Source organism: Micromonospora sp. NPDC048868, from assembly GCF_043198195.1.
In the GTDB taxonomy this organism is placed as follows: domain Bacteria; phylum Actinomycetota; class Actinomycetes; order Mycobacteriales; family Micromonosporaceae; genus Micromonospora; species Micromonospora reichwaldensis.
The window spans coordinates 25,633-47,746 of the sequence record NZ_JBICUN010000004.1; the positions used below are offsets into that span (position 1 = coordinate 25,633).

General features: G+C 74.4%; 19 protein-coding genes. 8 read left to right on the forward strand and 11 right to left on the reverse strand.

The window, feature by feature from the left end:
• Window positions 1-28: 28 nt before the first annotated feature.
• Window positions 29-1,942: a glutamine--fructose-6-phosphate transaminase (isomerizing) gene (gene glmS / locus ACGFNF_RS07315; protein ID WP_393166438.1), complete on the reverse strand. Its 1,914-nt coding sequence runs from the start codon at window positions 1,940-1,942 to the stop codon at window positions 29-31.
• A gap of 204 nt (window positions 1,943-2,146) precedes the next feature.
• Here glmS and ACGFNF_RS07320 point away from each other — a divergent pair, with 204 nt between their 5' ends.
• Window positions 2,147-3,337 carry a pyridoxal phosphate-dependent aminotransferase gene (locus ACGFNF_RS07320; protein WP_393166439.1) on the forward strand — a complete coding sequence of 397 codons (1,191 nt, stop codon included), beginning with the start codon at window positions 2,147-2,149 and terminating at the stop codon, window positions 3,335-3,337.
• 77 nt (window positions 3,338-3,414) lie between these two features.
• Here ACGFNF_RS07320 and ACGFNF_RS07325 read toward each other — a convergent pair whose 3' ends face one another.
• On the reverse strand, window positions 3,415-4,020 hold the full coding sequence (locus tag ACGFNF_RS07325; RefSeq protein WP_393166441.1) for a helix-turn-helix transcriptional regulator: 606 nt from the start codon (window positions 4,018-4,020) through the stop codon (window positions 3,415-3,417).
• A 97-nt stretch (window positions 4,021-4,117) separates the two neighbouring features.
• Here ACGFNF_RS07325 and ACGFNF_RS07330 point away from each other — a divergent pair, with 97 nt between their 5' ends.
• Together ACGFNF_RS07330 and ACGFNF_RS07335 are read left to right on the forward strand one after the other, a co-directional pair.
• Window positions 4,118-6,946: an FtsX-like permease family protein gene (locus tag ACGFNF_RS07330; protein WP_393166443.1), complete on the forward strand. Its 2,829-nt coding sequence runs from the start codon at window positions 4,118-4,120 to the stop codon at window positions 6,944-6,946.
• Between the two features lie 2 nt (window positions 6,947-6,948).
• A complete protein-coding gene (locus tag ACGFNF_RS07335; protein WP_357579636.1) occupies window positions 6,949-7,695 on the forward strand; it encodes an ABC transporter ATP-binding protein in 747 nt (248 codons plus the stop codon).
• A 199-nt stretch (window positions 7,696-7,894) separates the two neighbouring features.
• Here the strand turns inward: ACGFNF_RS07335 and glmM are convergent, their stop codons facing one another.
• From glmM to ACGFNF_RS07370, 7 genes are all read right to left on the reverse strand, one after another.
• Window positions 7,895-9,250: a phosphoglucosamine mutase gene (gene glmM / locus ACGFNF_RS07340; protein WP_393166445.1), complete on the reverse strand. Its 1,356-nt coding sequence runs from the start codon at window positions 9,248-9,250 to the stop codon at window positions 7,895-7,897.
• A 110-nt stretch (window positions 9,251-9,360) separates the two neighbouring features.
• Window positions 9,361-9,828, reverse strand: a complete 468-nt coding sequence (gene rpsI, locus ACGFNF_RS07345) for a 30S ribosomal protein S9 (protein ID WP_121399850.1) — start codon at window positions 9,826-9,828, stop codon at window positions 9,361-9,363.
• 20 nt (window positions 9,829-9,848) lie between these two features.
• Window positions 9,849-10,292 carry a 50S ribosomal protein L13 gene (rplM, locus tag ACGFNF_RS07350; RefSeq protein ID WP_088998398.1) on the reverse strand — a complete coding sequence of 148 codons (444 nt, stop codon included), beginning with the start codon at window positions 10,290-10,292 and terminating at the stop codon, window positions 9,849-9,851.
• Window positions 10,293-10,484: 192 nt separating this feature from the next.
• Window positions 10,485-11,870, reverse strand: a complete 1,386-nt coding sequence (locus tag ACGFNF_RS07355) for an MFS transporter (RefSeq protein WP_393166447.1) — start codon at window positions 11,868-11,870, stop codon at window positions 10,485-10,487.
• A 125-nt stretch (window positions 11,871-11,995) separates the two neighbouring features.
• The gene (locus ACGFNF_RS07360) at window positions 11,996-12,289 is read right to left on the reverse strand and encodes a hypothetical protein (protein ID WP_357579634.1); all 294 of its coding nucleotides are present in this window, start codon (window positions 12,287-12,289) and stop codon (window positions 11,996-11,998) included.
• On the reverse strand, window positions 12,279-12,536 hold the full coding sequence (locus ACGFNF_RS07365; protein WP_132230932.1) for a DUF6364 family protein: 258 nt from the start codon (window positions 12,534-12,536) through the stop codon (window positions 12,279-12,281). Before ACGFNF_RS07365 ends, ACGFNF_RS07360 begins: the two co-directional genes overlap by 11 nt.
• A 51-nt stretch (window positions 12,537-12,587) precedes the next feature.
• Complete coding sequence (locus tag ACGFNF_RS07370; RefSeq protein ID WP_393166450.1) at window positions 12,588-13,283, reverse strand: class I SAM-dependent methyltransferase; 696 nt, start codon at window positions 13,281-13,283, stop codon at window positions 12,588-12,590.
• Between the two features lie 233 nt (window positions 13,284-13,516).
• On the opposite strand from ACGFNF_RS07370, the gene ACGFNF_RS07375 reads away from it, so the two are divergent.
• The 5 genes from ACGFNF_RS07375 (at window position 13,517) to ACGFNF_RS07395 (ending at window position 21,071) form a co-directional block, all read left to right on the forward strand.
• Window positions 13,517-15,553 (forward strand): molybdopterin oxidoreductase family protein, encoded by a 2,037-nt coding sequence (locus ACGFNF_RS07375; protein WP_393166855.1) that lies wholly within the window; start codon window positions 13,517-13,519, stop codon window positions 15,551-15,553.
• Window positions 15,550-16,989 carry an FAD-dependent oxidoreductase gene (locus ACGFNF_RS07380; protein ID WP_393166453.1) on the forward strand — a complete coding sequence of 480 codons (1,440 nt, stop codon included), beginning with the start codon at window positions 15,550-15,552 and terminating at the stop codon, window positions 16,987-16,989. The genes ACGFNF_RS07375 and ACGFNF_RS07380 overlap by 4 nt, the downstream gene beginning before the upstream one ends.
• A 76-nt stretch (window positions 16,990-17,065) precedes the next feature.
• The gene (gene nirB, locus ACGFNF_RS07385; RefSeq protein ID WP_393166456.1) at window positions 17,066-19,591 is read left to right on the forward strand and encodes a nitrite reductase large subunit NirB; all 2,526 of its coding nucleotides are present in this window, start codon (window positions 17,066-17,068) and stop codon (window positions 19,589-19,591) included.
• A 46-nt stretch (window positions 19,592-19,637) separates the two neighbouring features.
• Window positions 19,638-19,982: a nitrite reductase small subunit NirD gene (gene nirD / locus ACGFNF_RS07390; protein ID WP_357579643.1), complete on the forward strand. Its 345-nt coding sequence runs from the start codon at window positions 19,638-19,640 to the stop codon at window positions 19,980-19,982.
• Window positions 19,983-21,071 carry a uroporphyrinogen-III synthase gene (locus tag ACGFNF_RS07395; RefSeq protein ID WP_311410805.1) on the forward strand — a complete coding sequence of 363 codons (1,089 nt, stop codon included), beginning with the start codon at window positions 19,983-19,985 and terminating at the stop codon, window positions 21,069-21,071. It abuts the gene before it with no gap.
• Window positions 21,072-21,099: 28 nt separating this feature from the next.
• On the opposite strand, the gene ACGFNF_RS07400 is transcribed toward ACGFNF_RS07395, so the two are convergent.
• Window positions 21,100-21,723 (reverse strand): ATP/GTP-binding protein, encoded by a 624-nt coding sequence (locus ACGFNF_RS07400; protein ID WP_088998389.1) that lies wholly within the window; start codon window positions 21,721-21,723, stop codon window positions 21,100-21,102.
• Window positions 21,704-22,069, reverse strand: a complete 366-nt coding sequence (locus ACGFNF_RS07405) for a DUF742 domain-containing protein (protein WP_393166458.1) — start codon at window positions 22,067-22,069, stop codon at window positions 21,704-21,706. The genes ACGFNF_RS07400 and ACGFNF_RS07405 overlap by 20 nt, the downstream gene beginning before the upstream one ends.
• Between the last annotated feature and the right edge of the window lie 45 nt (window positions 22,070-22,114).

Genomic DNA, 22,114 nt, shown 5'->3' on the forward strand with positions numbered 1-22,114 from the left:
GGACGGGGCCCGTCGTCGGGCGGCGCGACTACTCGACCGTGACCGACTTCGCCAGGTTGCGGGGCTGGTCCACGTCGTGCCCCCGGGCGGCGGCGATCTCGGCCGCCAGGACCTGCAACGGCACGGTGGTGACCAGCGGCGCGAGCAACGTCGGCGTACGCGGCACGTAGATCAGGTGGTCGGCGTAACGGACGACCGCCTCGTCGCCCTCCTCCGCGATCACGATGGTCCGGGCGCCGCGCGCGCGTACCTCCTGGATGTTGGAGACCACCTTGTCGTGCAGCATGCCCCGGCCGACCGGGGACGGCACGATGCAGATGACCGGGGTGCCCTTGTCGATGAGCGCGATCGGGCCGTGCTTCAGCTCGCCGGCGGCGAAGCCCTCGGCGTGCATGTACGCCAGCTCCTTGAGCTTGAGCGCGCCCTCCAGGGCCACCGGATAGCCCACGTGCCGACCGATGAAGAGCACGGTCGGCTCGGCCTTCAGGTCGCGGGCCAGCTCGCGGACGGGCTCGATCCGCTCCAGCAGCTCGCGCAGCTTGCCCGGCATCTCCTGGAGCTGGGCGACCACGGCGGCCACCTCGTCGGCGAACTTGATGCCGCGCACCTGGGCCAGGTGCAGGCCGATCAGGTAGCAGGCGACGAGCTGGGTGAGGAACGCCTTGGTGGACGCGACGGCGATCTCCGGCCCGCCGTGGGTGTAGAGGACCGCGTCGGACTCCCGGGGGATGGTGGAGCCGTTGGTGTTACAGATGGCCAGGACGCGGGCCTTCTGCTCCTTCGCGTGCCGCAGCGCCATCAGGGTGTCCATCGTCTCGCCGGACTGCGAGATCACCACGATCAGCGTGGACCGGTCGAGGACCGGGTCGCGGTAGCGGAACTCACTGGCCAGCTCCACCTCGCACGGGATCCGGGTCCAGTGCTCGATGGCGTACTTGGCGACCAGGCCGGAGTGGTACGCGGTGCCGCAGGCGACGATGAAGATCTTGTCGACGTCGCGCAGGTCCTGGTCGCTGAGGCGGACCTCGTCGAGCATGATCTCGCCGGAGTCGGTGAGCCGGCCGAGCAGCGTGTCCGCGATGGCCTGCGGCTGCTCCTCGATCTCCTTGAGCATGAACCAGTCGTAGCCGCCCTTCTCGGCGGCGGAGGAGTCCCAGTCGATGTGGAAGTCCTTGCCCCTCGCGGGCTCGCCGGCGAAGTCGGTGATCTCGATGGTGTCGCCGGTGATCAGGACGATCTGGTCCTGGCCCAGCTCCACCGCCTCCCGGGTGTGCTCGATGAACGCGGCCACGTCGCTGGCCAGGTAGTTCTCCCCTTCGCCCCGCCCGACGACGAGCGGCGAGTTGCGGCGGGCGCCGACGACCGCGCCGGGCACTGCGGCGTCGACGGCGAGCAGCGTGAACGCGCCCTCCAGCCGCTGGCAGACCACCCGCATGCCGGCGGCGAGCAGCTGCGGCCCGTCGGGGTGGCCGGCGGCGCGCAGGTCGGCCAGCGCGGCGGAGAGCAGGTGCGCGGCGCACTCGGTGTCGGTGTCGCTGGTGAACTGGACGCCGTCGGCCTCCAGCTCGGCGCGCAGCTTGGCGAAGTTCTCGATGATGCCGTTGTGGATCACGGCGACGCGGCCGTCGGGGGCCAGGTGCGGGTGGGCGTTGCGGTCGGTCGGGCCGCCGTGGGTGGCCCAGCGGGTGTGCCCGATGCCGGTGGTGCCGTCGCCGATGCCGATCGGGCTGGCCGCGCAGGACGTGGGATCCTCGGCGGCCCGCTCGGAGAGCACCTTCTCCAGGTTGGCCAGCTTGCCGGCCTTCTTCTCGGTCAGCAGCGCGCCGTCGCAGACGATGGCGACGCCGGCCGAGTCGTAGCCGCGGTATTCCAGCCGCCGCAGTCCGTCGAGCACGATGCCGAGCGCCGGGCGCGCGCCGGCGTAACCAACGATTCCACACATGTCCCGCAGCCTAACCTAGTTCCACTCATCGCGCGTGCGCGAAAGCCGGGTAAACGATCACCCAACTTGAGCGATCGGAGGGGAAGCGGCACTCTCCGTGACATAGCTCCGCCGGGCGACGGTGCTGCCGGCGACGGTCGCGGGCGGTCGGGGCCGCCCTCGGCGGGGGTTGAAGCCGCGCCGGGAGTCCGTAGGCTGGCGGGCGTGACGACCGCCGACGTGGATCCGCTGGTGGCCCGGATGCGCCCGTTCGGGACGACCGTCTTCGCCGAGATGTCCGCCCTCGCCGTGCGCACCGGCGCGGTCAACCTCGGTCAGGGCTTCCCCGACACCGACGGGCCGCCGGAGATGCTGGCCGCCGCCGCGGAGGCGCTGCGCACCGGGCAGAACCAGTACCCGCCGGGCCCGGGCGTCCCGGCGTTGCGCGCGGCGGTGGCGGCGCACCAGCGCCGGTTCTGGGGGCTGGAGTACGACCCGGACGGCGAGATCGTGGTGACGGCGGGCGCCACCGAGGCGATCGCGGCGACGATCCTCGGGCTCTGCGAGCCGGGCGACGAGGTCGTCTGCTTCGAGCCCTACTACGACTCGTACGCCGCCTCGATCGCGCTGGCCGGCGCGGTCCGGCGCCCGGTCACGCTGCGCCCCGCCGCCGACGGCCGGTACGCCTTCGACCCCGACGCCCTGCGCGCCGCGTTCGGCCCGCGCACCCGGCTCGTGCTGCTCAACTCCCCGCACAACCCGACCGGCAAGGTGTTCACCCCCGACGAGCTGGCCCTGGTCGCCGAGCTGTGCCGGGAGCACGGCGCGTACGCGGTGACCGACGAGGTGTACGAGCACCTGGTCTTCACCGACGCGTCCACCCCGCACGTCCCGCTGGCCACGCTGCCCGGCATGCGGGAGCGGACGCTGCGCATCTCGTCGGCCGGCAAGACGTTCTCCTGCACGGGCTGGAAGGTCGGCTGGGTGAGCGGGCCGGCGGCGCTGGTCTCGGCGGTGCTGCGGGTGAAGCAGTTCCTGACCTTCGTCAACGCCGCACCGCTCCAGCCGGCGGTCGCGGTGGCGCTGGCCCTGCCGGACGACTACTTCGCCGACTTCCGCGACGGCATGCAGGCCCGCCGCGACCAGCTCGTCGGCGGGCTCACCGACGCCGGGTTCGAGGTGCTCGCGCCGGAGGGCACGTACTTCGTCACCGCCGACGTCAGCGCGTTGGGTGGGCGGGACGGGGTGGAGTTCTGCCGGTCCCTGCCCGAGCGGTGCGGGGTGGTCGCCGTGCCGACGCAGGTCTTCTACGACGACGCCGAGGCCGGTCGGCACCTGATCCGCTTCGCCTTCTGCAAGCGCCCCGAGGTGCTGACCGAGGCCGTCACCCGGCTGCGTCGGCTGTCCGCGACCTGAGCCTCCCGGCGGCCGGCCGCGCTCGACGCCGTCCGCGCCGGGCCGGATCGGGTCGGGTCGGGTCGTACGCCTGAGCGTCAGCCGGCCGCCCGGGTCGGGCCGGTCCCCCGCTCCGGCGACGCCGCCTCGGAGCGGGGTGCCCGGAGCCGGGCGAGCGCCGCGCCGCCGTCGGCGAGCAGCACCTGCTCGGCGTCGTCGACGAAGGCCAGGTCCGCCTCGACGTGTCGACTCGCCGCCGAGAGCAGCAGGCCGACCACGGGGTCGTCGGCCCGGCGGCGCAGCCCGTCGAGGTTGCGCAGCTCACGCATCAGGTGACCGCGCTGGTTGCCGAGCACCGTGCGCACCGTGGCCGGCTCGCCGGAGCGGGCCGAGGCGGTCACCTTGAGGAAGAAGTCGTCCCGGAACCCGCCGCTGCGCGGGCTGGGCTCGCCGAGCCAGCGCGCCAGCTCGGCCCGGCCCTCCGGGGTGATCTCGTAGACCACCCGGTCGGGCTTGACCGGCTGGGGCTGCCGTTCGGCCACCACCAGGCCGTCGCGGGAGAGCCGGTCGAGGATCTGGTAGAGGTGCCCGATGTTGAGCGGTCCCCACTGCGGGCCGACCGCCTCCTCGAAGGCGCCCTTCAGCTCGTAGCCGTAGCTGGGGCCGCCGGCGAGCAGGGCCAGGACCGCGTGCTGTATCGCCACCGTCTACTCCGATCCGACCCGGGGGCTGACCGCCGCCGGGCCTTGCATTGTCACAATGTATCGCGCACAGTGTGCTCAGCACACGGGGAGGCGCGACATGCTCGACATCATCTGGAGACAGCTTCGCGGCCGTGCGGGACGGTCGGTGGCGCTGCTGCTCGGCGTACTGGTGGCGACCACCGGGTTCGTCGTGCTGACCGGCGCCACCACCACCTCCCGCCTCGACGTCACGGGCTCCGTCGAGCGGAACACCGACGCCGCCTACGACATCCTGGTCCGCCCGAAGGGCACGCGTACCCCGCTGGAGGCCGAACGCCGGCTGGTCCAGCCCAACTACCTCTCCGGCCTCTTCGGCGGCATCACCACCGCGCAGTACGACCAGGTGAAGGCGGTCACCGGGGTGGACGTCGCCGCCCCCATCGCGATGCTCGGCTACTCCACCGCCCCGGTGCCGACCCCGCTGGACCTGACCGACGCCGTCGACCGCTCGCTCGACCGGCAGGTCATCCGGATCGACCCGCGCTTCGTCGCCGAGCGCGGCCTGTCCGGCGCGCCGGGCCGGCCCCGCTTCGTGTACGTCACCACCCACCCGCTGATCTACCCCCGCACCGACGTCGCCCAGTCCAGCGACTCCACCCCGTACACCGACGGGCGAAGCTATCCGTGGGCCGCGTGCGGGTGGGCCGCGCCCCGCGAGGTGCTGCCCGACGGCCGCACCCAGGCCGTCTGCGACCCCCGCTCCACCCTGGGCAGCCCGGGCGCGTACTCCGAGCGCCAGGAGTGGTCGCTGGTGGCCGTACGGCTGCTCCCGGACGGCCGGTTCGAGGCCGGCGGGGGCGTCCTCGCCGACGGCGGGACGGAATCCTCGTCCACCTCGGACCGTTTGCGGATCGCGGTCAGTCTGACGGTGCCGCTCCTGCTCGCCGCCGTCGACCCGGCCGCCGAGGACCGCCTCGTGGGTCTCGGCGGCGCGCTGGTCGACGGGCGCGCGCTGGGTCAGGACGACGCCGTCGCCGTCAAACGGACGGGCGGGGCGGAGATGCACTCCGTGCCGGTGCTCGCCACCAGCAGCCCCTTCGTCGACGAGGAACTGCGTGCCAGCTTCACCCGGCTGCCCGCCGCCCGCCCGGCCGGGGTCGGGCTCGCCGAGCTGGAACAGGCCCTGGGGCGTGGTCCCGTCCTCCCCGCCGGGGAGGCTCACCACGACGTCGCCGCTGGCTGGCGTACCCGGCTCGCCACGGGTCTCTCCCCGGACGGCTGCTGCTTCGGCCAGCTCCAGACGATGGTGCAGGCCGGCCCGACGCGCTACGACCGGCTGCCCGACGGCACGCTGCGGGTCGGCGTCCTTCCCGCGGCCGATCCAGCGGTCTACGGCGACCAGGCCACGTTCAACCCCTACCCGCGTCCCTGGCTGGCCGAGGACACCGGGGCACGGTCGCTGCGCAGGCTTGCGCTGGAGAAGGCCGTGCCCGGCACCCTGTACCGGAGCTGGCGGGCCGTGGGGGTCTTCGACCCGGCGAAGCTGACCGGCTTCAGCGACGTCGGGCGGGTGCCGCTGGAGACGTACGAGCCGCCGTCGGCGCAGGGCGCGGACGCCCGCAGCCGCGACGCCCTGGGCGGGCGCCCGCTGGAGCCGGGCGGCAACCCGGCCGGCCACCTCTCCGCCCCGCCGCTGCTGCTGACCAGCCTCGCCAGCGTGCCGAAGCTGCTGGCGGGCGGCGGCAGTCCGCAGCTCGCCGCCCCGATCAGCGCGATCCGGGTCCGGGTCGCCGACGTGGGCGGCTACAGCGACCGCGCCGCCGAGCAGGTCAGGCTGGTCGCCGAGCGGATCGCCCAGGTCACCGGGCTCGACGTCGACATCACCCTCGGCTCGTCCCCCGCCCCGCAGGCCGTGGAGCTGCCCGCCGGGTCGTTCGGCCGGCCGGCGCTGCGGCTGACCGAGGAGTGGTCGGCGCTCGGGGTCGCCTCGGTGATCACGAAGGCGGTGGACCGCAAGAGCGTCGCGCTGTTCGTACTGGTGCTGGTGGTCTGCGCGCTCTTCCTCGGCAACGCGGTCGCCGCCGCCGTCCGGGACCGCCGGTCCGAGCTGGCGGTGCTCGCCTGCCTGGGCTGGCCCGCCCGGCGGATCGGCGCGCTGATCCTCGGCGAGGTGGCCGCCCTCGGGCTGGCCGCCGGTCTGCTCGCCCTGGCGCTGGCCGTCCCGCTCGGCGCCGCGCTCGGCATCGACGTGGGATGGCGGCGGGCGCTGCTGGCCGTACCGGTGGCACTGCTGCTGGCGCTGGTCGCCGGCCTGACGCCGGCCCTGCGGGCCGCGCGCGCCCACCCGGCCGCCGCGCTGCGCCCGGCGGTGGCGACGGCCCGGTGGGTACGCCGGCCGCGCACCCTGGTCGGCCTGGCCCTGGCCAACCTGGCCCGTACGCCCGGCCGCACCCTGCTCGGGGCCGGCGCGCTGGCCATCGGGGTGGCCGCGCTGACCCTGGTCGCCGCCGCCGGGTACGCGTTCCGGGGTGCCATCGTCGGCAGCCTGCTCGGCGACACGGTGTCGCTGAGCGTGCGGGGCGCGGACACCATGGCCGCCGTCGCGACGGTGCTGCTCGGTGCCGCCGCGGTCGCCGACGTGCTCTACCTGAACATCCGGGACCGGGCCGCCGAGCTGGCCACCCTGCGCGCGGTCGGCTGGAGCGACGCCGCGCTGGGCCGCCTCATCGCCTACGAGGGGCTGGCCCTGGGCCTGCTCGGCGCGGTCACCGGCGCCGGCCTCGGGCTGGCCGGGGCGGCCTGGCTGGTCGGCGCCCTGCCCGGCACGTTGGTCGCGGTCGCCGCGTCGGTGGCGGCGGCCGGTGTCCTGGTCACCTCGGTGGCCGCCCTGGTCCCGGCCGCGCTGCTGCGCCGGCTGCCGACCGCCCGACTGCTCGCGGAGGAGTGACGATGGAGACGACGACGGGCAGCACGGTCCGGGTCGCCGGGCTGGTCCGGCGCTTCGGGGCCGGCCCGCAGCAGGTGACGGCGGTCGACGACGTGTCCCTGGAGATCCCGGCGGGGGCGGTGGTGGCGCTGACCGGGCCCAGCGGATCCGGAAAGTCGACGCTGCTGCACATGATCGGCGCGATCGAGCAGGTGGACGCCGGCACGATCACCGTGGACGAGCAGGAGATCACCGCGCTCGGCCGGTCGGCCCTGACCCGGTACCGGCAGCGGGTCGGCTTCGTCTTCCAGCGCTACCACCTGCTGCCCGCGCTCACCGTGCTGGACAACGTGGTCGTGCCGGTGCTGCCCCGCCGGGGGCGGGCCGACCACGCCGCCCGGGCCCGGGAGCTGCTCGACGCGGTCGGCCTGGCCGGGCGGGAGCGGGCCCTGCCGGCCCAGCTCTCCGGCGGCCAGCAGCAGCGGGTCGCGATCGCCCGGGCGCTCATGGGCTCCCCCGGGCTGCTGCTCGCCGACGAGCCGACCGGCAACCTCGACTCGACCACCGGCGGGCAGATCCTCGACCTGCTGCTGGACCTGCGCGACCGGCACGGCATGACGGTCCTGCTCGCCACCCACGAACGGGCGGTGGCCGCCCGGTGCGACCGGCTGATCCGCCTCGGCGACGGGCGGATCGTCGAGGACGTGGACCTCACCGACGGCGAGGACCCGGCGGCCACCTTCCAGCGGGCCGCCGGCCTGCGCCTGTAGACCGGCCGGCCGGAACGGGCACCGTGGCCGGTCCCGAACGTCGGCGGGTGCGTGGCCGGTCCCGGACGTCGACGGTGCGTGGCCGGTTTCGGACGTCGGCGGTGCTGACGCGGGGGCTGCGCGGCATTCGGCCGCCGGACCGGTCCGGGAAAGGCGTCGGCCCGGGCCGCCGATGGCGGGCCCGGGCCGACGCGAAAGGTCAGGCGGTCGGGCTGGCGGTGCGGACCTGCTCGGCGATGCGCTCGGCGACGCTTCGGGCGACCTGCTCGGTGGCGGCCTCGACCATGACCCGGACCAGCGGTTCGGTGCCGGACGGGCGCAGCAGCACCCGGCCGGTCTCGCCCAGCTCCGCCTCGGCCCGCTCGACCTCGGCCCGGACGGCGGGTGCGGCCGCGCCGACCGTACGGTCGCCGACGGGGACGTTGATCAGCACCTGCGGCAGCCTGGTCACCACGCCGGCCAGCTCCGCGAGGGACTTGCCGGTGGCGGCCAGCCGGGACATCAGGTGCAGCCCGGTCAGCACGCCGTCGCCCGTGGTCGCGTACGCGGGCATCACGATGTGCCCGCTCTGCTCGCCGCCCAGCGCGAGGCCGGACGCGCGCAGCTCCTCCAGCACGTACCGGTCGCCGACCTTGGTCTCCAGGAGGCGGATGCCCTGCGCGGACATGGCCAGCCGCAGGCCGAGGTTGCTCATCACCGTGGCGACCAGGGTGTCGTCGGTGAGCGTGCCGGCCTCCCGCATCGCGAGCGCGAGGATCGCCATCACCTGGTCGCCGTCGACCTCGTCGCCGTCGGCGGTCACCGCGACGCAGCGGTCGGCGTCGCCGTCGTGGGCGATGCCGAGGTGCGCGCCGTGCTCGACCACCGCGGCCCGCAGGGCCTCGAGGTGGTTGGAGCCGCACTCGTCGTTGATGTTGAGGCCGTCCGGCTCGGCGTAGATGGCGACGACCTCGGCCCCGGCCTCCCGGTACACCACCGGCGCCACCTCGGCCGCCGCGCCGTTGGCGCAGTCGACCACGACCTTGAGCCCGTCGAGGCGGTGCGGCAGGGTGCCGATCAGGTGCTGCACGTAGTGGTCCGCGCCGTCGAGCAGGTCGTGCACCCGGCCGACGCCGGCGCCGACCGGCCGCTCCCAGGCGGTGGTGGCGTTCGCCTCGACGGCCGCCTCGATCCGCATCTCGATCTCGTCCGGCAGCTTGTGCCCGCCGGCGGCGAAGAGCTTGATCCCGTTGTCGGGCATCGGGTTGTGCGAGGCGGAGAGCATCACGCCGAGGTCGGCCTTGGCCTCGGCGGTGAGGAACGCCACGGCCGGGGTGGGCAGCACGCCCACCCGGACCACGTTGGCGCCGGCGCTGGTGAGCCCGGCGACCACGGCGGCCTCCAGCATCTCGCCGCTGGCCCGGGTGTCCCGCCCGACCACGGCCAGCGGGGGATGGCTCCGGTCCGACTCGGCGAGCGTGTGGGCGGCGGCGACCGCCACCGCCAGCGCCAACTCAGGCGTGAGATCCGCGTTCGCCCGCCCGCGTACGCCGTCCGTGCCGAACAACCGGCCCATACCCGCCAACCTCCGATGAAACGGTCCAGGAAAGGCGAACGGCCGGGCCACCTCCCGTCGAGGGGAGGTGAACCCGGCCGTCCGTCAGAAGTACAACGCGCCGCTGATGATCAGCGCTTCGAGTACTGGGGAGCCTTACGGGCCTTCTTGAGGCCGTACTTCTTGCTTTCCTTGACCCGGGCGTCCCGGGTGAGGAAGCCGGCCTTCTTCAGCGCCGGACGGTCGTCCGGCTCGCTGACGATCAGGGCCCGGGCGATGGCCAGGCGCAGCGCGCCGGCCTGACCGGTGGTGCCGCCGCCACGCAGGTTGGCGATGACGTCGAAGGCCTCCGGCTTCTCGGCGGTGACCAGCGGGTCCTTGATCAGCTGCTGGTGCACCTTGCTCGGGAAGTAGGCCTCAAGGTCACGGCCGTTGCACGTGATCTTGCCGCTGCCGGGGACGATGCGCACCCGGACGATGGCCTCCTTGCGCCGACCCACGGTCTGGATCGGGCGGTCACCACGCGGCGCGCGGGCGACGGGCGCCGGCGCCTCGGTGGCCTCCTCGGGGGCAACCTCGGTCTCGGTGATGTCGGTCATGCTGTTTCCTTCGCCCGCGCTCACTGCGCGATCTGCTTGATCTCGAACGGCACCGGCTGCTGCGCGCCGTGCGGGTGCTCGGCACCGGCGTAGACCTTCAGCTTCTTGATGAGCTGACGGCCGAGCTTGTTGTGCGGGAGCATGCCCTTGACGGCCAGCTCGATGGCCCGCTCGGGACGCTTGGTCAGCAGCTCGTCGTAGCCGACCTGCTTCAGACCACCCGGGTAGCCGGAGTGGCGGTAGGCGACCTTGGTGTGACGCTTGTTGCCGGTCAGCGCGACCTTGCCCGCGTTCACGATGACGACGAAGTCGCCCGTGTCGACGTGCGGCGCGAAAGTCGGCTTGTGCTTGCCGCGCAGCAGCGTGGCGGCGTGGGTGGCCAGGCGGCCCAGCACGACATCAGAGGCGTCGATGACGTGCCACTGACGCTCGATCTCACCCGGCTTCGGGCTGTACGTACGCACAGGTATACCTTGTCTCGTCGTCGGTCTGGGGTCGCGCGCCGAGGTTACCGGGCGCGCACGAACGACCAAGCGTACCTTAGGCGGCACGCCTCTGGATGTCGTACAACAGCAGGCAACGATACCCGCCGCCCCGTCGGCAGGTCAAAACGGGGTACCGCCCCCGCCTGGCCCCCCGAGGATACATGGCGGGGGTCACACGCCGGTCAGCCGGCGGGGGCCCGGCCGCAGGTACACCAGCCAGGTCACCCCGAAACAGAGCGCGTACGCGACGATGAAGGCGACGTACGCCGCGTCCGCGCTGCCCCCGGTCAGGAACGACTGCCGGAAGGCGATGTTCACCAGCACCCCGCCGGAGGCCCCGACAGCCCCGGCGATGCCGATCACCGAGCCGGTCATCCGCCCGGCCCGGCGCTGCGCCGCCACCGCCTCCCGCCGACCGGCGTCCACCTCCGCCGTCGCCCGGGCCCGGAAGATCGCCGGGATCATCTTGTAGGTCGAGCCGTTGCCGATCCCGGAGAAGACGAAGAGCGACAGGAAGCCGAGCAGGTAGAGCCCGAACGACCGCTCCCGGGCGGCGTGGAGCACCAGCGAGGCGCCGGCCGCCATCGCGACGAAGTTCCAGAAGGTCACCCGGGCCCCGCCGAGGCGGTCGGCGAGGTGCCCGCCGACCGGCCGGACCAGCGAGCCGACCAGCGGGCCGAGGAAGGTGAGCCAGGCGGCGTCGACCGGGGTCGGGAAGCGCTCGGCGAACTGGAGCTGGAGCACCTGGCCGAAGGCGAAGCAGAAGCCGATGAACGAGCCGAAGGTGCCGACGTAGAGCAGCGACATGATCCAGGTGTGCGGGTCGCGGGCCGCCTCGCGCAGCGCGCCGGGCTCGTTGCGCGCCCCGGAGATGTCGTCCAACCCGCGCGCCGCGGCGAGCGCGGCCAGCACGATCAGCGGCAGGTAGACCGCCGGCACCAGCCGGGGGTACGCGGCCCCCGCCGTCGCCAGCACCGCCAGGCCGACCAGCTGCACCGCCGGCACGCCGAGGTTGCCGCCGCCGGCGTTGAGCCCGAGCGCCCGGCCCTTGAGCCGGGACGGATAGAACAGGTTGATGTTCGCCATCGAGGAGGCGAAGTTGCCCCCGCCGACGCCGGTCAGGCAGGCCAGCACCATCAGGGTGGAGTAGGAGACGCCGGGCTCCAGCAGCACCGTCATCGGCACGGCCGGGACGAGCAGCAGCAGTGCGCTGACGATCGTCCAGGTCCGCCCGCCGAAGCGCGCCACGGCCAGCGTGTAGGGCAGCCGCAGCGCCGCCCCGAGGGCAGCCGGCACGGCGGTGAGCAGGAACTTCCCCGCCGGGTCGATGCCGTACTCGGGGCCGAGGAAGAGCACCGTCACCGACCAGAGGCTCCACACGGAGAAGCCCACGTGCTCGGCGAAGATCGAGACCCAGAGGTTGCGGCGGGCGACCGGCGCCCCGGTCGTACGCCAGAACTCGGGGTCCTCGGGCCGCCAGTCGTCGATGCGGTGCCGGCGGCCGGCGGCCGGCGCAACGGCCTCGGCCGGGGGTGTGGTGGGGGCCAGTGTGCTCACGGCGACTCCTCCTCGTCGGGTGCGACCTGGAGGAACGCTAGGAATCGGGCGTTACCCGACGGTGCCCGTCGCGGGTCGGGCGGGAAACGGAGACCGCACCGGGGGCGGATGCCGCCGGTGAGATGTCAGAGTTCCTGGAGGATGCGCAGTGCCCGGCCGACCCTGAGCATGGTCCCGGTGTCGGCGACGTCCACGCACTCGGTGAACCACTTCTTCATCGGCGAGGAGATCCGGTCGGGCATCACCACGTACGTGCCCATCGGCACCGCCAGGGGCGAGTCGCGCAGCAGCGCCTCCTCGACCACCTCCACCACGATCACGATCGGCACGTCGGTGGAGTTGTAGACGTCGGAGCTGATCACCAGTCCGAGCCGTTCCCGGGCGCCGTCGATGCGCCAGACCTCGCCCCTACGCAGCACGCGGGCGCCCGCCGAAGAGCGCGTCGTCGACCATGCCCACCTCGCGGGCGTCGGCGAGGGCGGCGGCTTCGAGGTCGAGCCCGGCCCGGCCGACGGCGGCGGCGTGCGCGGTGAAGACCTCGCGCAGCGCCTTCTCCCGGGCCGCCTGGTCCATCCACGCCGACAGGGAGAGCCCTTCGCGCTTGGCGAACCGCCGGGCCTCCTCGATCGTCTCGTCCGAGAACGACAGGGTCACCTTGGCAGTCATGCCGTGGAGACTACCCACCGGTATGACCGGCAGTCATCCCGTCGGCCCCGACTATTTGCGACGGCCGCCGAACACGGCAAACCGCCACTGCTTGAAGAAGCAGTCGACGTCGACCAGGCCGGCCTCGGCCAGCCAGCGGCACTGCGCGGCGACCGGCGCCGGCCGGTCGTACGCCATCCGGCCCTCGGCGGCGGCGATCTCGTCGGCGTCGGAGCCCAGCGCCGCGACCTGCCCCAGCCACACCTCGTGGTAGCGCCGGTCCAGCGCGGGGGTGGGGCCGGCGACCTGCTCGGCGTTGACGAAGACGCCGCCGGGGGCCAACGCCGCCGGCACCCGCCGGTAGAGCTCGCGCTTGCCCGCGTCGTCGAGGTGGTGGATGGCCAGCGCGCTGACCACGGCGTCGTAGCGGCCGGCGGGCAACTCCCCCGCCAGGTCGGCCCGGACCGTCCGGTGCGCGACACCGCGGGACCGCAGGTGGTCGGCGGCGACGGCGAGCATGGCCGGCGCGGCGTCGACCAGGGTCAGCCGGACCCCCGGCACCGCCGCCGCGAGCAGCAGCGACAGCAGCCCGGTGCCCGCGCCAAGGTCCAGCACCTCCGGGGTACGCCCCGAGGCGAGCGCGGCCCGCAGCGGCGGCGCGGCCACCTCGACGGCGGTGCCGTAGAAGGCGTCGAAGCAGGGCACCAGGCGCCGTCGGGCCTCGTCGTAGCTGCCCGCCACCGCGTCGAAGGCCTCGGCCACGTCCATCGCGCCTCCCAAATAACAGGATTGTTGTCCCATATTGTAAACGCCAGCCGGCCCGGTGCCCGCGTGCGGTGTGAGCGGCTCTTGACAGGACCGAAACAGACGGGACCCGGACCGGAAATCGCCCCCCGGCACGCTTTGCCGACATGACAGACGGTGCACACGCGGCGACCGGACCGGGGCGGACGCCCCGGGAGGTGGCGACGCACTGCCCGTACTGCGCCCTCCAGTGCGGGATGACGCTGCGCGAGGAGGCGGGCCGGGCCACGGTGCTCCCCCGCCAGTTCCCCACCAACCGGGGCAGCCTCTGCCAGAAGGGCTGGACCGCCGCCGAGCTGCTCGACCACCCCGAGCGGCTGACCACCCCGCTGCTGCGCGACCCGGCCAGCGGCGAGCTGCGCCCGGCGAGCTGGGCCGCCGCCCTCGACCGGATCGTCACCGGCCTGCGCACCGTCCAGCAGGGACACGGCCGCGACGCGGTCGCCGTCTTCGGCGGCGGCGGGCTCACCAACGAGAAGGCGTACGCGCTGGGGAAGTTCGCCCGGGTGTCGCTGCGCACGAAGCACATCGACTACAACGGACGGTTCTGCATGTCCTCGGCGGCGGCGGCCGGGATGCGCGCCTTCGGCATCGACCGGGGCCTGCCGTTCCCGCTGGCCGACCTGGGCCGGGCCGACACGCTGCTGCTGGTCGGCGCGAACCCCGCAGAGACCATGCCCCCGCTGGTGCGCTGGCTGACCGCGCAGCGCGAGCGCGGCGGCCGGCTGATCGTGGTCGACCCCCGGGTCACCGCCACCGCCCGCCAGGCCGACCTGCACCTGCAACCCCTGCCCGGCACCGACCTGGCGGTGGCGAACGCGCTGCTGCACATCGCGCTCACCGAGGGTTGGGTCGACAGGGAGTACGTGGCCGCCCGTACCACCGGATTCGACGCGGTCCGTCGCGGCGTGGCCGGCTGGTGGCCGGCCCGCGCCGAGGCGCTCTCCGGGGTGCCGGTGGCCGACCTGGAGGCGACCGCCCGGGCCCTCGGCACCGCCGAACGCGTGATCATCCTGACCGCGCGCGGCGCCGAGCAGCACGCCAAGGGCGTCGACACCGTCACCGCCTTCGTCAACCTGGCGCTCGCCCTCGGGCTGCCCGGCCGCCCCGGCTCCGGCTACGGCTGCCTGACCGGGCAGGGCAACGGGCAGGGCGGGCGGGAGCACGGGCAGAAGGCCGACCAGCTCCCCGGCTACCGCAGGATCGACGATCCGGCCGCCCGGGAACACGTCGCCGGGGTCTGGGGGGTGCCGGCCGACGAGCTGCCCGGGCCGGGCGTGCCGGCGTACGAGCTGCTGGACTCGCTGGGCACGCCCGCCGGGCCGAAGGCGCTGCTGGTCTTCGGCTCCAACCCGGTGGTCTCCGCGCCCCGGGCCGCCCGGATCGAGGGCCGACTCCGCGATCTCGACCTGCTGGTGGTCGCCGACTTCCTGCTCTCCGAGACCGCCGCGCTGGCCGACGTGGTGCTCCCCACCGCCCAGTGGGCCGAGGAGGACGGCACGATGACCAACCTGGAGGGCCGGGTGCTGCGCCGCCGCGCACTGCGCCCGCCGCCGCCCGGCGTCCGTACCGACCTGGAGATCCTCGCCGACCTCACCGCCCGCCTCCAGGTGCAAGGAAGGGCTGGGGCGGACGCCGGCGACCCGCGGGTCGTGTTCGCGGAGCTGCGGCGGGCCTCGGCGGGCGGGACCGCCGACTACGCCGGGGTGAGCTGGGAGCGGATCGACGAACGCGACGGGGTGTTCTGGCCCTGCCCGGCCGAGGACGGCCCGGACACCCCCCGGCTCTTCGCCGACCGCTTCCCCACCCCCGACGGGCGGGCCCGGTTCCACGCCGTGGAGCACCGGCCGGCGGCCGAGGAGGTGTGCGCCGAGTACCCGCTGCACTTCACCACCGGCCGGGTCCTCGCGCAGTACCAGTCGGGCACCCAGACCCGCCGGGTCGCCGCGCTGCGCCGGGCCGCCCCGGACGCGTTCGTCGAGCTGCACCCCGACCTGGCCGGGCGGCTCGGCATCGGCGACGGCGAGCCGGTGCGGGTGGTCTCCCGGCGGGGCGAGTTCTGCGCGCCCGCCCGGCTCAGCACCGCCATCCGGCCGGACACCGTCTTCGCGCCGTTCCACTGGGGCGGCGCCGCGCGGGCCAACTCGGTCACCAACGACGCCGTCGACCCGGTCTCCGGGATGCCGGAGTTCAAGATCTGCGCCGTCCGACTGGAGAGGGTGGACGAGCCGTGAGCGAGAGTGTCGTGATCGTCGGCAACGGGATGGCCGGTTCGCGGCTGGCCGGCGAGCTGCACGCCCGGGGCGGGGACCGGAAGGTCACCGTGCTCGGCGCGGAGCCGCACCGGGCGTACAACCGGATCATGCTCTCCACCCTGCTGGCGGGCAAGATCGGCGAGCCGGACGTGGAGCTGGCCGAGGCCGCCGGGCAGGGCGTCGACCTGCGTACGGGGGTGACGGTCACCGCCGTCGACCGCGCCGCCGGCACGGTCCACACCGACGACGGCGACCGCATCGCGTACGACCATCTGGTGCTCGCCACCGGCAGCCGGGCCGTGGTGCCGCCGCTGCCCGGGCTGGACGGGCCCGGGCTGCCGGAGCGGGTGGTGCCGTTCCGCACGCTTGACGACTGCCGCCGGATCCTCGCCGTGGCCGGCGGCGCGCGCAGCGCCCTGGTGCTCGGCGGCGGGCTGCTCGGGCTGGAGGCGGCGCGCGGGCTCGCCGCCCGGGGCCTCGACGTGGGCGTGGTGCACCCGGTGCCGTACCTGATGGAGCGGCAACTCGACCCGGCCGGCGCGGCCGTCCTGGCCGGCACGCTCGCGGGCCTCGGGGTGACCACCCACCTGGCCGTGTCGGCCACCGGGGTGGTCGCGGACGCCGACGGGGTACGCCTCGACCTGGCCGACGGCCGCTCACTCACCGCCGACCTGCTGGTCCTCTCCTGCGGGGTACGCCCCGACACCGCCCTCGCCCGCGCGGCCGGGCTGGCCGTGGAGCGGGGCGTGCTGGTCGACGACCGGCTGCGCACCAGCGACCCACGGATCTCGGCGATCGGCGACTGCGCCCAGCACGACGGCAACCTCACCGGGCTGGTCGCCCCGGCCTGGGCGCAGGCTCGGGTGGTGGCGCAGGTGCTCACCGGGGAGGAACCGCAGGCCCGCTACCGGCCCCGGCCGGCGGTGACCCGGCTCAAGGCGGCCGGCATCGACCTCGCCGCCATGGGCGACCCGGGCCACGGCGGGACCGGCGAGGAGCTGACCTTCGCCGACCCGTCCCGGGGCACGTACGCCCGGCTGCGCATCCACGACGAGCGGCTGACGGCCGCGATCCTGCTCGGCGACAACCCGGCGGTCGGCACGGTCATCCAGCTCTTCGACCGGGGCCAGCCGGTGCCGGCCGACCGGCGCTCGCTGCTGCTCGGCCGGGCGTTCGGCGCGGCGGCAGCGGCGCCGGCCGCGACGCCGGCCCTGATGCCGGACGCGGCGACCGTCTGCCAGTGCAACGACGTCAGCAAGGGAGCGCTGGTGGGCTGCTGGCTGGCCGGGGCCCGGACCGTCGACGCCGTGGTCGACGCGACCCGGGCCGGCACGGGGTGCGGCGGCTGCCGGGACGCGGTCGCCGGCATCGTCGGCTGGCTGTCCGAGGTGGATTCGGCGGAGGTGGCGTCATGAGCGAGCGAAGCGAGCGAATCATCAGGCTCAGTGCGGTGAAGCTTCATGACGGCACGCAGCGGAGCGGAGGGCCGTCATGAGCGAGCGAATCAGCAGGCTGGTGGTCGTCGGCAACGGGATGGTGGGGCAGCGCTTCGTGGACGCGCTCCGCGCCCGCGACCCCGAGGGGCGGTGGCGGGTCACCGTGCTCGCCGAGGAGAGCCGCCCGGCGTACGACCGGGTGCGGCTCTCGGCGTTCTTCGACGGGGTCGGCGCCGAGGAGCTGAACCTGCACACCCCCGACGACGGGGTGGAGCTGCGCCTCGGCGAGCCGGCCACGGAGATCGACCGGGAGCGGCGGCTGGTGCGCACCGCGACCGGCGAGCACCCGTACGACGCCCTGGTGCTCGCCACCGGCTCGTCCGCGTTCGTGCCGCCGGTGGACGGTGCGGCCCTGCCCGGGGTCTTCGTCTACCGGACGCTTGACGACCTGGAGGCGATCCGGGAGCACGCGCGCGGCCGGCGCACCGGGGCGGTGATCGGCGGCGGGCTGCTCGGGCTGGAGGCGGCGAACGCGCTGCGGCTGCTCGGGCTGGACACCAGCGTGGTGGAGTTCGCGCCGCGGCTGATGCCGGTGCAGGTGGACACGGCCGGTGGCGCGATGCTCCGCCGGTACGTCGACGAGATGGGCGTGGCCACCCGCCTGGGCGTGGCCACCACCGCGATCCGGTCCGGCCCGGAAGGCACGGTCGCCGGGCTGGAACTGGCGGACGGGACGGTGCTCGACGCCGACCTGGTGGTGGTCGCGGCGGGCATCCGGCCCCGCGACGAGTTGGCCCGGGCGGCCGGGCTCGCCCTGGGCCCGCGCGGCGGCGTACTAGTGGACGGCGCCTGCCGTACCGCCGACGAGCGGATCTGGGCGGTCGGCGAGTGCGCGGCGGTCGACGGCGTCTGCCACGGCCTGGTCGCCCCCGGGTACGCGATGGCCGAGGTCGTCGCCGACCGGCTGGTCGGCGGGGCGGCCACCTTCCCCGGCGCGGACACCGCCACCAAGCTGAAGCTGCTCGGCGTGGACGTGGCGTCGTTCGGCGACGCGCACGGCACGACGCCGGGCTGCCTCGACGTGACGTTCACCGACCCGGCCACCCGGGTCTACGCCAAGCTGGTCCTCTCCGACGACGCGCAGACCCTGCTCGGCGGGGTCCTGGTCGGCGACGCGAGCGCGTACCCGACGCTGCGGGCCAGCGTCGGCGGTCCGCTGCCCGGGCCGCCGCTGGCGCTGCTCGCCCCCGAGGGCGCGGCGGGCGGGGGTGCCGGCGCGCTGCCCGCCGCCGCGCAGGTCTGCTCCTGCAACGCGGTGACCCGCGCCGACATCGACACGGCGATCGCCGGCGGCTGCGCGGACGTGCCGGCGCTGAAGGCGTGCACCCGGGCGGGGACGAGCTGCGGCTCCTGCGTGCCGATGCTCAAGCAGCTCCTCGACGCGGCCGGGGTACGGCAGTCCACCGCGCTCTGCGAGCACTTCGACGCCAGCCGGCAGGAACTCTTCGACATCGTCAGGGTCCGGGGCATCCGCACCTTCTCGCAGCTCGTCGCCGAGCACGGGCGGGGACGCGGCTGCGACATCTGCAAGCCGGTGGTCGCCTCGATCCTCGCCTCCCTCGGCACCGGCCACGTGCTGGACGGCGAGCAGGCGTCGTTGCAGGACACCAACGACCACTTCCTGGCCAACCTGCAACGCGACGGCAGCTACTCGGTGGTGCCCCGGATCCCCGGCGGCGAGATCACCCCGGAGAAGCTCATCGTGATCGGCGAGGTGGCCCGGGACTTCCAGCTCTACACGAAGATCACCGGCGGGCAGCGGATCGACCTGTTCGGGGCCCGGGTCGACCAGCTGCCGCAGATCTGGCGCCGGCTCGTCGACGCCGGCTTCGAGTCCGGCCACGCGTACGGCAAGGCGCTGCGCACGGTGAAGTCCTGCGTCGGCGAGACGTGGTGCCGGTACGGGGTGCAGGACTCGGTCGGGCTGGCCATCGCCCTGGAGCTGCGCTACCGGGGGCTGCGCGGCCCACACAAGATCAAGTCGGCGGTGTCGGGCTGCGCCCGCGAGTGCGCCGAGGCCCGCAGCAAGGACTTCGGCATCATCGCCACCGAGACCGGCTGGAACCTCTACGTGGGCGGCAACGGCGGCTTCCGGCCCCGGCACGCCGACCTCTTCGCCACCGACCTGTCGACGGAGGCGCTGGTCCAGCTCATCGACAGGTTCCTGATGTACTACATCCGCACCGCCGACCGGCTGCAACGCACCGCCGCCTGGATCGAGGCGATGGAGGGCGGGCTGGACCACCTCCGCGCGGTGATCGTGGACGACTCGCTCGGCCTGTGCGCCGAACTCGACGCCGCGATGGCCCGGCACGTCGACGCCTACTCCGACGAGTGGCGCGACGTGCTGGAGGACCCGGTCCGGCTGCGCCGGTTCGACTCCTTCGTCAACGCCCCCGGGGTGCCCGACCCGTCCATCACGTTCGCGCGCGAACGGGGCCAGCCGGTCCCGGTGGGCCGGGCACCGGCCGGCGAGGGCCGGCAGCCGGTCACGCTGGGCATGCCGGAGGTGCGGCGATGACCACCACGACGCCCCGACTGCCGGAGGTACGGCGATGACCATCACGATGCCCAGCCCGACGCGTACCTGGACGCCGGTCTGCCCGCTCGACCGGCTGGACCCCGACCGGGGCGTGGCCGCGCTCGTCGACGGCGTGCAGGTGGCCCTCTTCCGCACCGCCGACGGGCTGTTCGCCCTCGACAACCGCGACCCGGTCGCCGGGGCGTACGTGCTGTCGCGGGGGATCGTCGGCAGCCGGGGCGGGGTGCCGACGGTCGCCTCGCCCCTGCACAAGCAGGTGTACGACCTGCGCACCGGGGTCTGCCTGGACCTGCCCGGCGTCGCCGCGTCCCGGCACGACGTGCGCTGCCGGGACGGCCTGGTCGAGGTGCGGCTGCGACAGGAGGAGTGAATGCGCGACGAACTGGCGGGCTTCACCATCGGGGTGACCGCCGACCGCCGGCGGGACGAACTCGCCGCGCTGCTCCAGCGGCGCGGCGCCCGGGTGGTGATCGCCCCGGCCCTGCGGATCGTGCCGCTGGCCGACGACACCGACCTGCGGGAGGCCACCCGGGCCTGCCTGGACCGGCCGCCGGACGTCCTGATGGCCAACACCGGCATCGGCATGCGCGGCTGGTTGGAGGCGGCCGAGGGCTGGGGGCTGGCCGAGCCGCTGCGCGCCGTGCTGGCGGACGCGTACGTGGTGGCCCGGGGTCCCAAGGCGCGCGGGGCCATCCGGGCCGCCGGCCTGCACGACCAGTGGTCACCCGACTCGGAGAGCTGCGACGAGGTCATCGAGCACCTGTGCCGGCGCGGCGTGGCCGGGCAGGTCGTCGCCATGCAACTGCACGGCGAGCGGCAGCCCGAGTGCACGCTGGCGCTGGAGGCGGCCGGGGCCACCGTCATCGAGGTGCCCGTCTACCGCTGGGCGCCGCCGACCGACCCGGCCCCGCTGCACCGGCTGATCGACCTGGTCGCCGGCCGGCTGGTCGACGCGGTCACCTTCACCTCGGCCCCGGCGGCCGAGGCGCTGCTGCGCGCCGCCGGGGACCGCTCCGAGGCCGTGCTGGACGCGTTCCGGGGCGACGTGCTCGCCAGTTGCGTGGGCGCGGTCACTGCGGAGCCGCTGCTGCGGCGCGGGGTGCCGGTGAGCGCGCCGGCACGGGCCCGGCTGGGTGCCCTCGTGCGGACCATCGTCGACGAACTGCCGCGCCGGACGGTCACCCTGAAGGTGGCCGGTCACCTGCTCACGCTGCGCGGGCACGCCGCCGTGGTCGACGGCGAACTGCGTCCGCTCGCGCCGGCGCCGATGGCGGTGCTGCGGGCGCTGTGCGGCTCGCCGGGTCGGGTGCTGTCCCGGACCGCCCTGCTGCGTACGCTGCCGCGCGGCGCCGACGAGCACGCCGTGGAGATGGCGGTGGCCCGGCTGCGCGCCGGGTTGCGCGCGCCCCGGGTGGTGCAGACGGTCGTCAAGCGCGGCTACCGCCTCCGGGTCGACTGACGCGACCCGGAGGCGGGAACCGTCCCGATCAGCCGACCGGTGCCGGGTAGCCCCGGCCGTGCTCGGCCTCGAGGCGGAGCATGGCGTGCTCCACGACGGTCACCAGCACCTGCTTGACCGCGTCCCGGTGCCGGGCGTCGGTCAGCACCAACGGCACGTCCGGCGAGATGGCCAGCGCCTCGCGGACCTCCTCCAGCTCGTACTGCGGCGCGCCGTCGAAGCGGTTCAACGCCACGACGTACGGCAGCCGGCGGTTCTCGAAGTAGTCCAGCGGCGCGAAGGCGTCGGTGATCCGGCGGGTGTCCACCAGCACGGCCGCCCCCACGGCGCCCTTGATGATCTCGTCCCACATGAACCAGAACCGGGTCTGGCCGGGCGTGCCGAAGAGGTACAGGATCAGGTCCTCGGCCATGGTGATCCGGCCGAAGTCCATGGCGACCGTGGTGGTCTGCTTCCCCGGCACCTTGGACGGGTCGTCGATGCCGACACCGGCCGCGGTCATCACCGCCTCGGTTCTCAGCGGGGTGATCTCCGAGATCGCGCCGACCAGGGTCGTCTTGCCCACGCCGAAGCCACCCGCGACCACGATCTTCGCGGAGATGATTCCCCGGTTTCGGCGGGCCCCGGCGGGGTCATAGCCTGCGAAGTCCACTTAGCACCCTTCCAAGGATTTCCATCCGCTCCTCGAACCCCTCGGCGGGAGCGGCAGTGTGTAGCGTCAGCAGGCTCTCGGCCACCATGTCGGCGACCAGCACCCGGGTGACGCCCAGCGGCATCCGGGTGTACGCGGAGATCTCGGCCAGCGACTGCGCCCGGCCCTCACAAACGGTGGCGATGCGGTGCTTGTCGTGCCCCGCGAAGCGGGCCTCCGCAGCCTGGGTCGCGCTGGCCGTCAGGACCGCCTCCAGGGCGATGTCCATTCGGGCCTCGGTCCGGCCGCGGGTGACCGCGTACGGCCGTACCAGCGCACCACGTGGGTCCGCGCGCCGTTGGTCCATCGACGATCACCTCCTCTCCCGGCCGGGCCCCTGGTCGGGCACCGG

What these genes read in the sequence shown, in the direction of transcription:
- ACGFNF_RS07375 (WP_393166855.1), top strand. Translation starts at nt 13,517, where the DNA reads ATGACGCTGCGCGAGGAGGCGGGCCGGGCCACGGTGCTCCCCCGCCAG.
- rpsI (WP_121399850.1), bottom strand. Translation starts at nt 9,828, where the DNA reads ATGACCGACATCACCGAGACCGAGGTTGCCCCCGAGGAGGCCACCGAG.
- ACGFNF_RS07370 (WP_393166450.1), bottom strand. Translation starts at nt 13,283, where the DNA reads ATGGACGTGGCCGAGGCCTTCGACGCGGTGGCGGGCAGCTACGACGAG.
- ACGFNF_RS07365 (WP_132230932.1), bottom strand. Translation starts at nt 12,536, where the DNA reads ATGACTGCCAAGGTGACCCTGTCGTTCTCGGACGAGACGATCGAGGAG.
- nirD (WP_357579643.1), top strand. Translation starts at nt 19,638, where the DNA reads ATGCCCAGCCCGACGCGTACCTGGACGCCGGTCTGCCCGCTCGACCGG.
- glmM (WP_393166445.1), bottom strand. Translation starts at nt 9,250, where the DNA reads ATGGGCCGGTTGTTCGGCACGGACGGCGTACGCGGGCGGGCGAACGCG.
- ACGFNF_RS07330 (WP_393166443.1), top strand. Translation starts at nt 4,118, where the DNA reads ATGCTCGACATCATCTGGAGACAGCTTCGCGGCCGTGCGGGACGGTCG.
- nirB (WP_393166456.1), top strand. Translation starts at nt 17,066, where the DNA reads ATGAGCGAGCGAATCAGCAGGCTGGTGGTCGTCGGCAACGGGATGGTG.
- ACGFNF_RS07335 (WP_357579636.1), top strand. Translation starts at nt 6,949, where the DNA reads ATGGAGACGACGACGGGCAGCACGGTCCGGGTCGCCGGGCTGGTCCGG.
- ACGFNF_RS07395 (WP_311410805.1), top strand. Translation starts at nt 19,983, where the DNA reads ATGCGCGACGAACTGGCGGGCTTCACCATCGGGGTGACCGCCGACCGC.
- ACGFNF_RS07405 (WP_393166458.1), bottom strand. Translation starts at nt 22,069, where the DNA reads ATGGACCAACGGCGCGCGGACCCACGTGGTGCGCTGGTACGGCCGTAC.
- glmS (WP_393166438.1), bottom strand. Translation starts at nt 1,942, where the DNA reads ATGTGTGGAATCGTTGGTTACGCCGGCGCGCGCCCGGCGCTCGGCATC.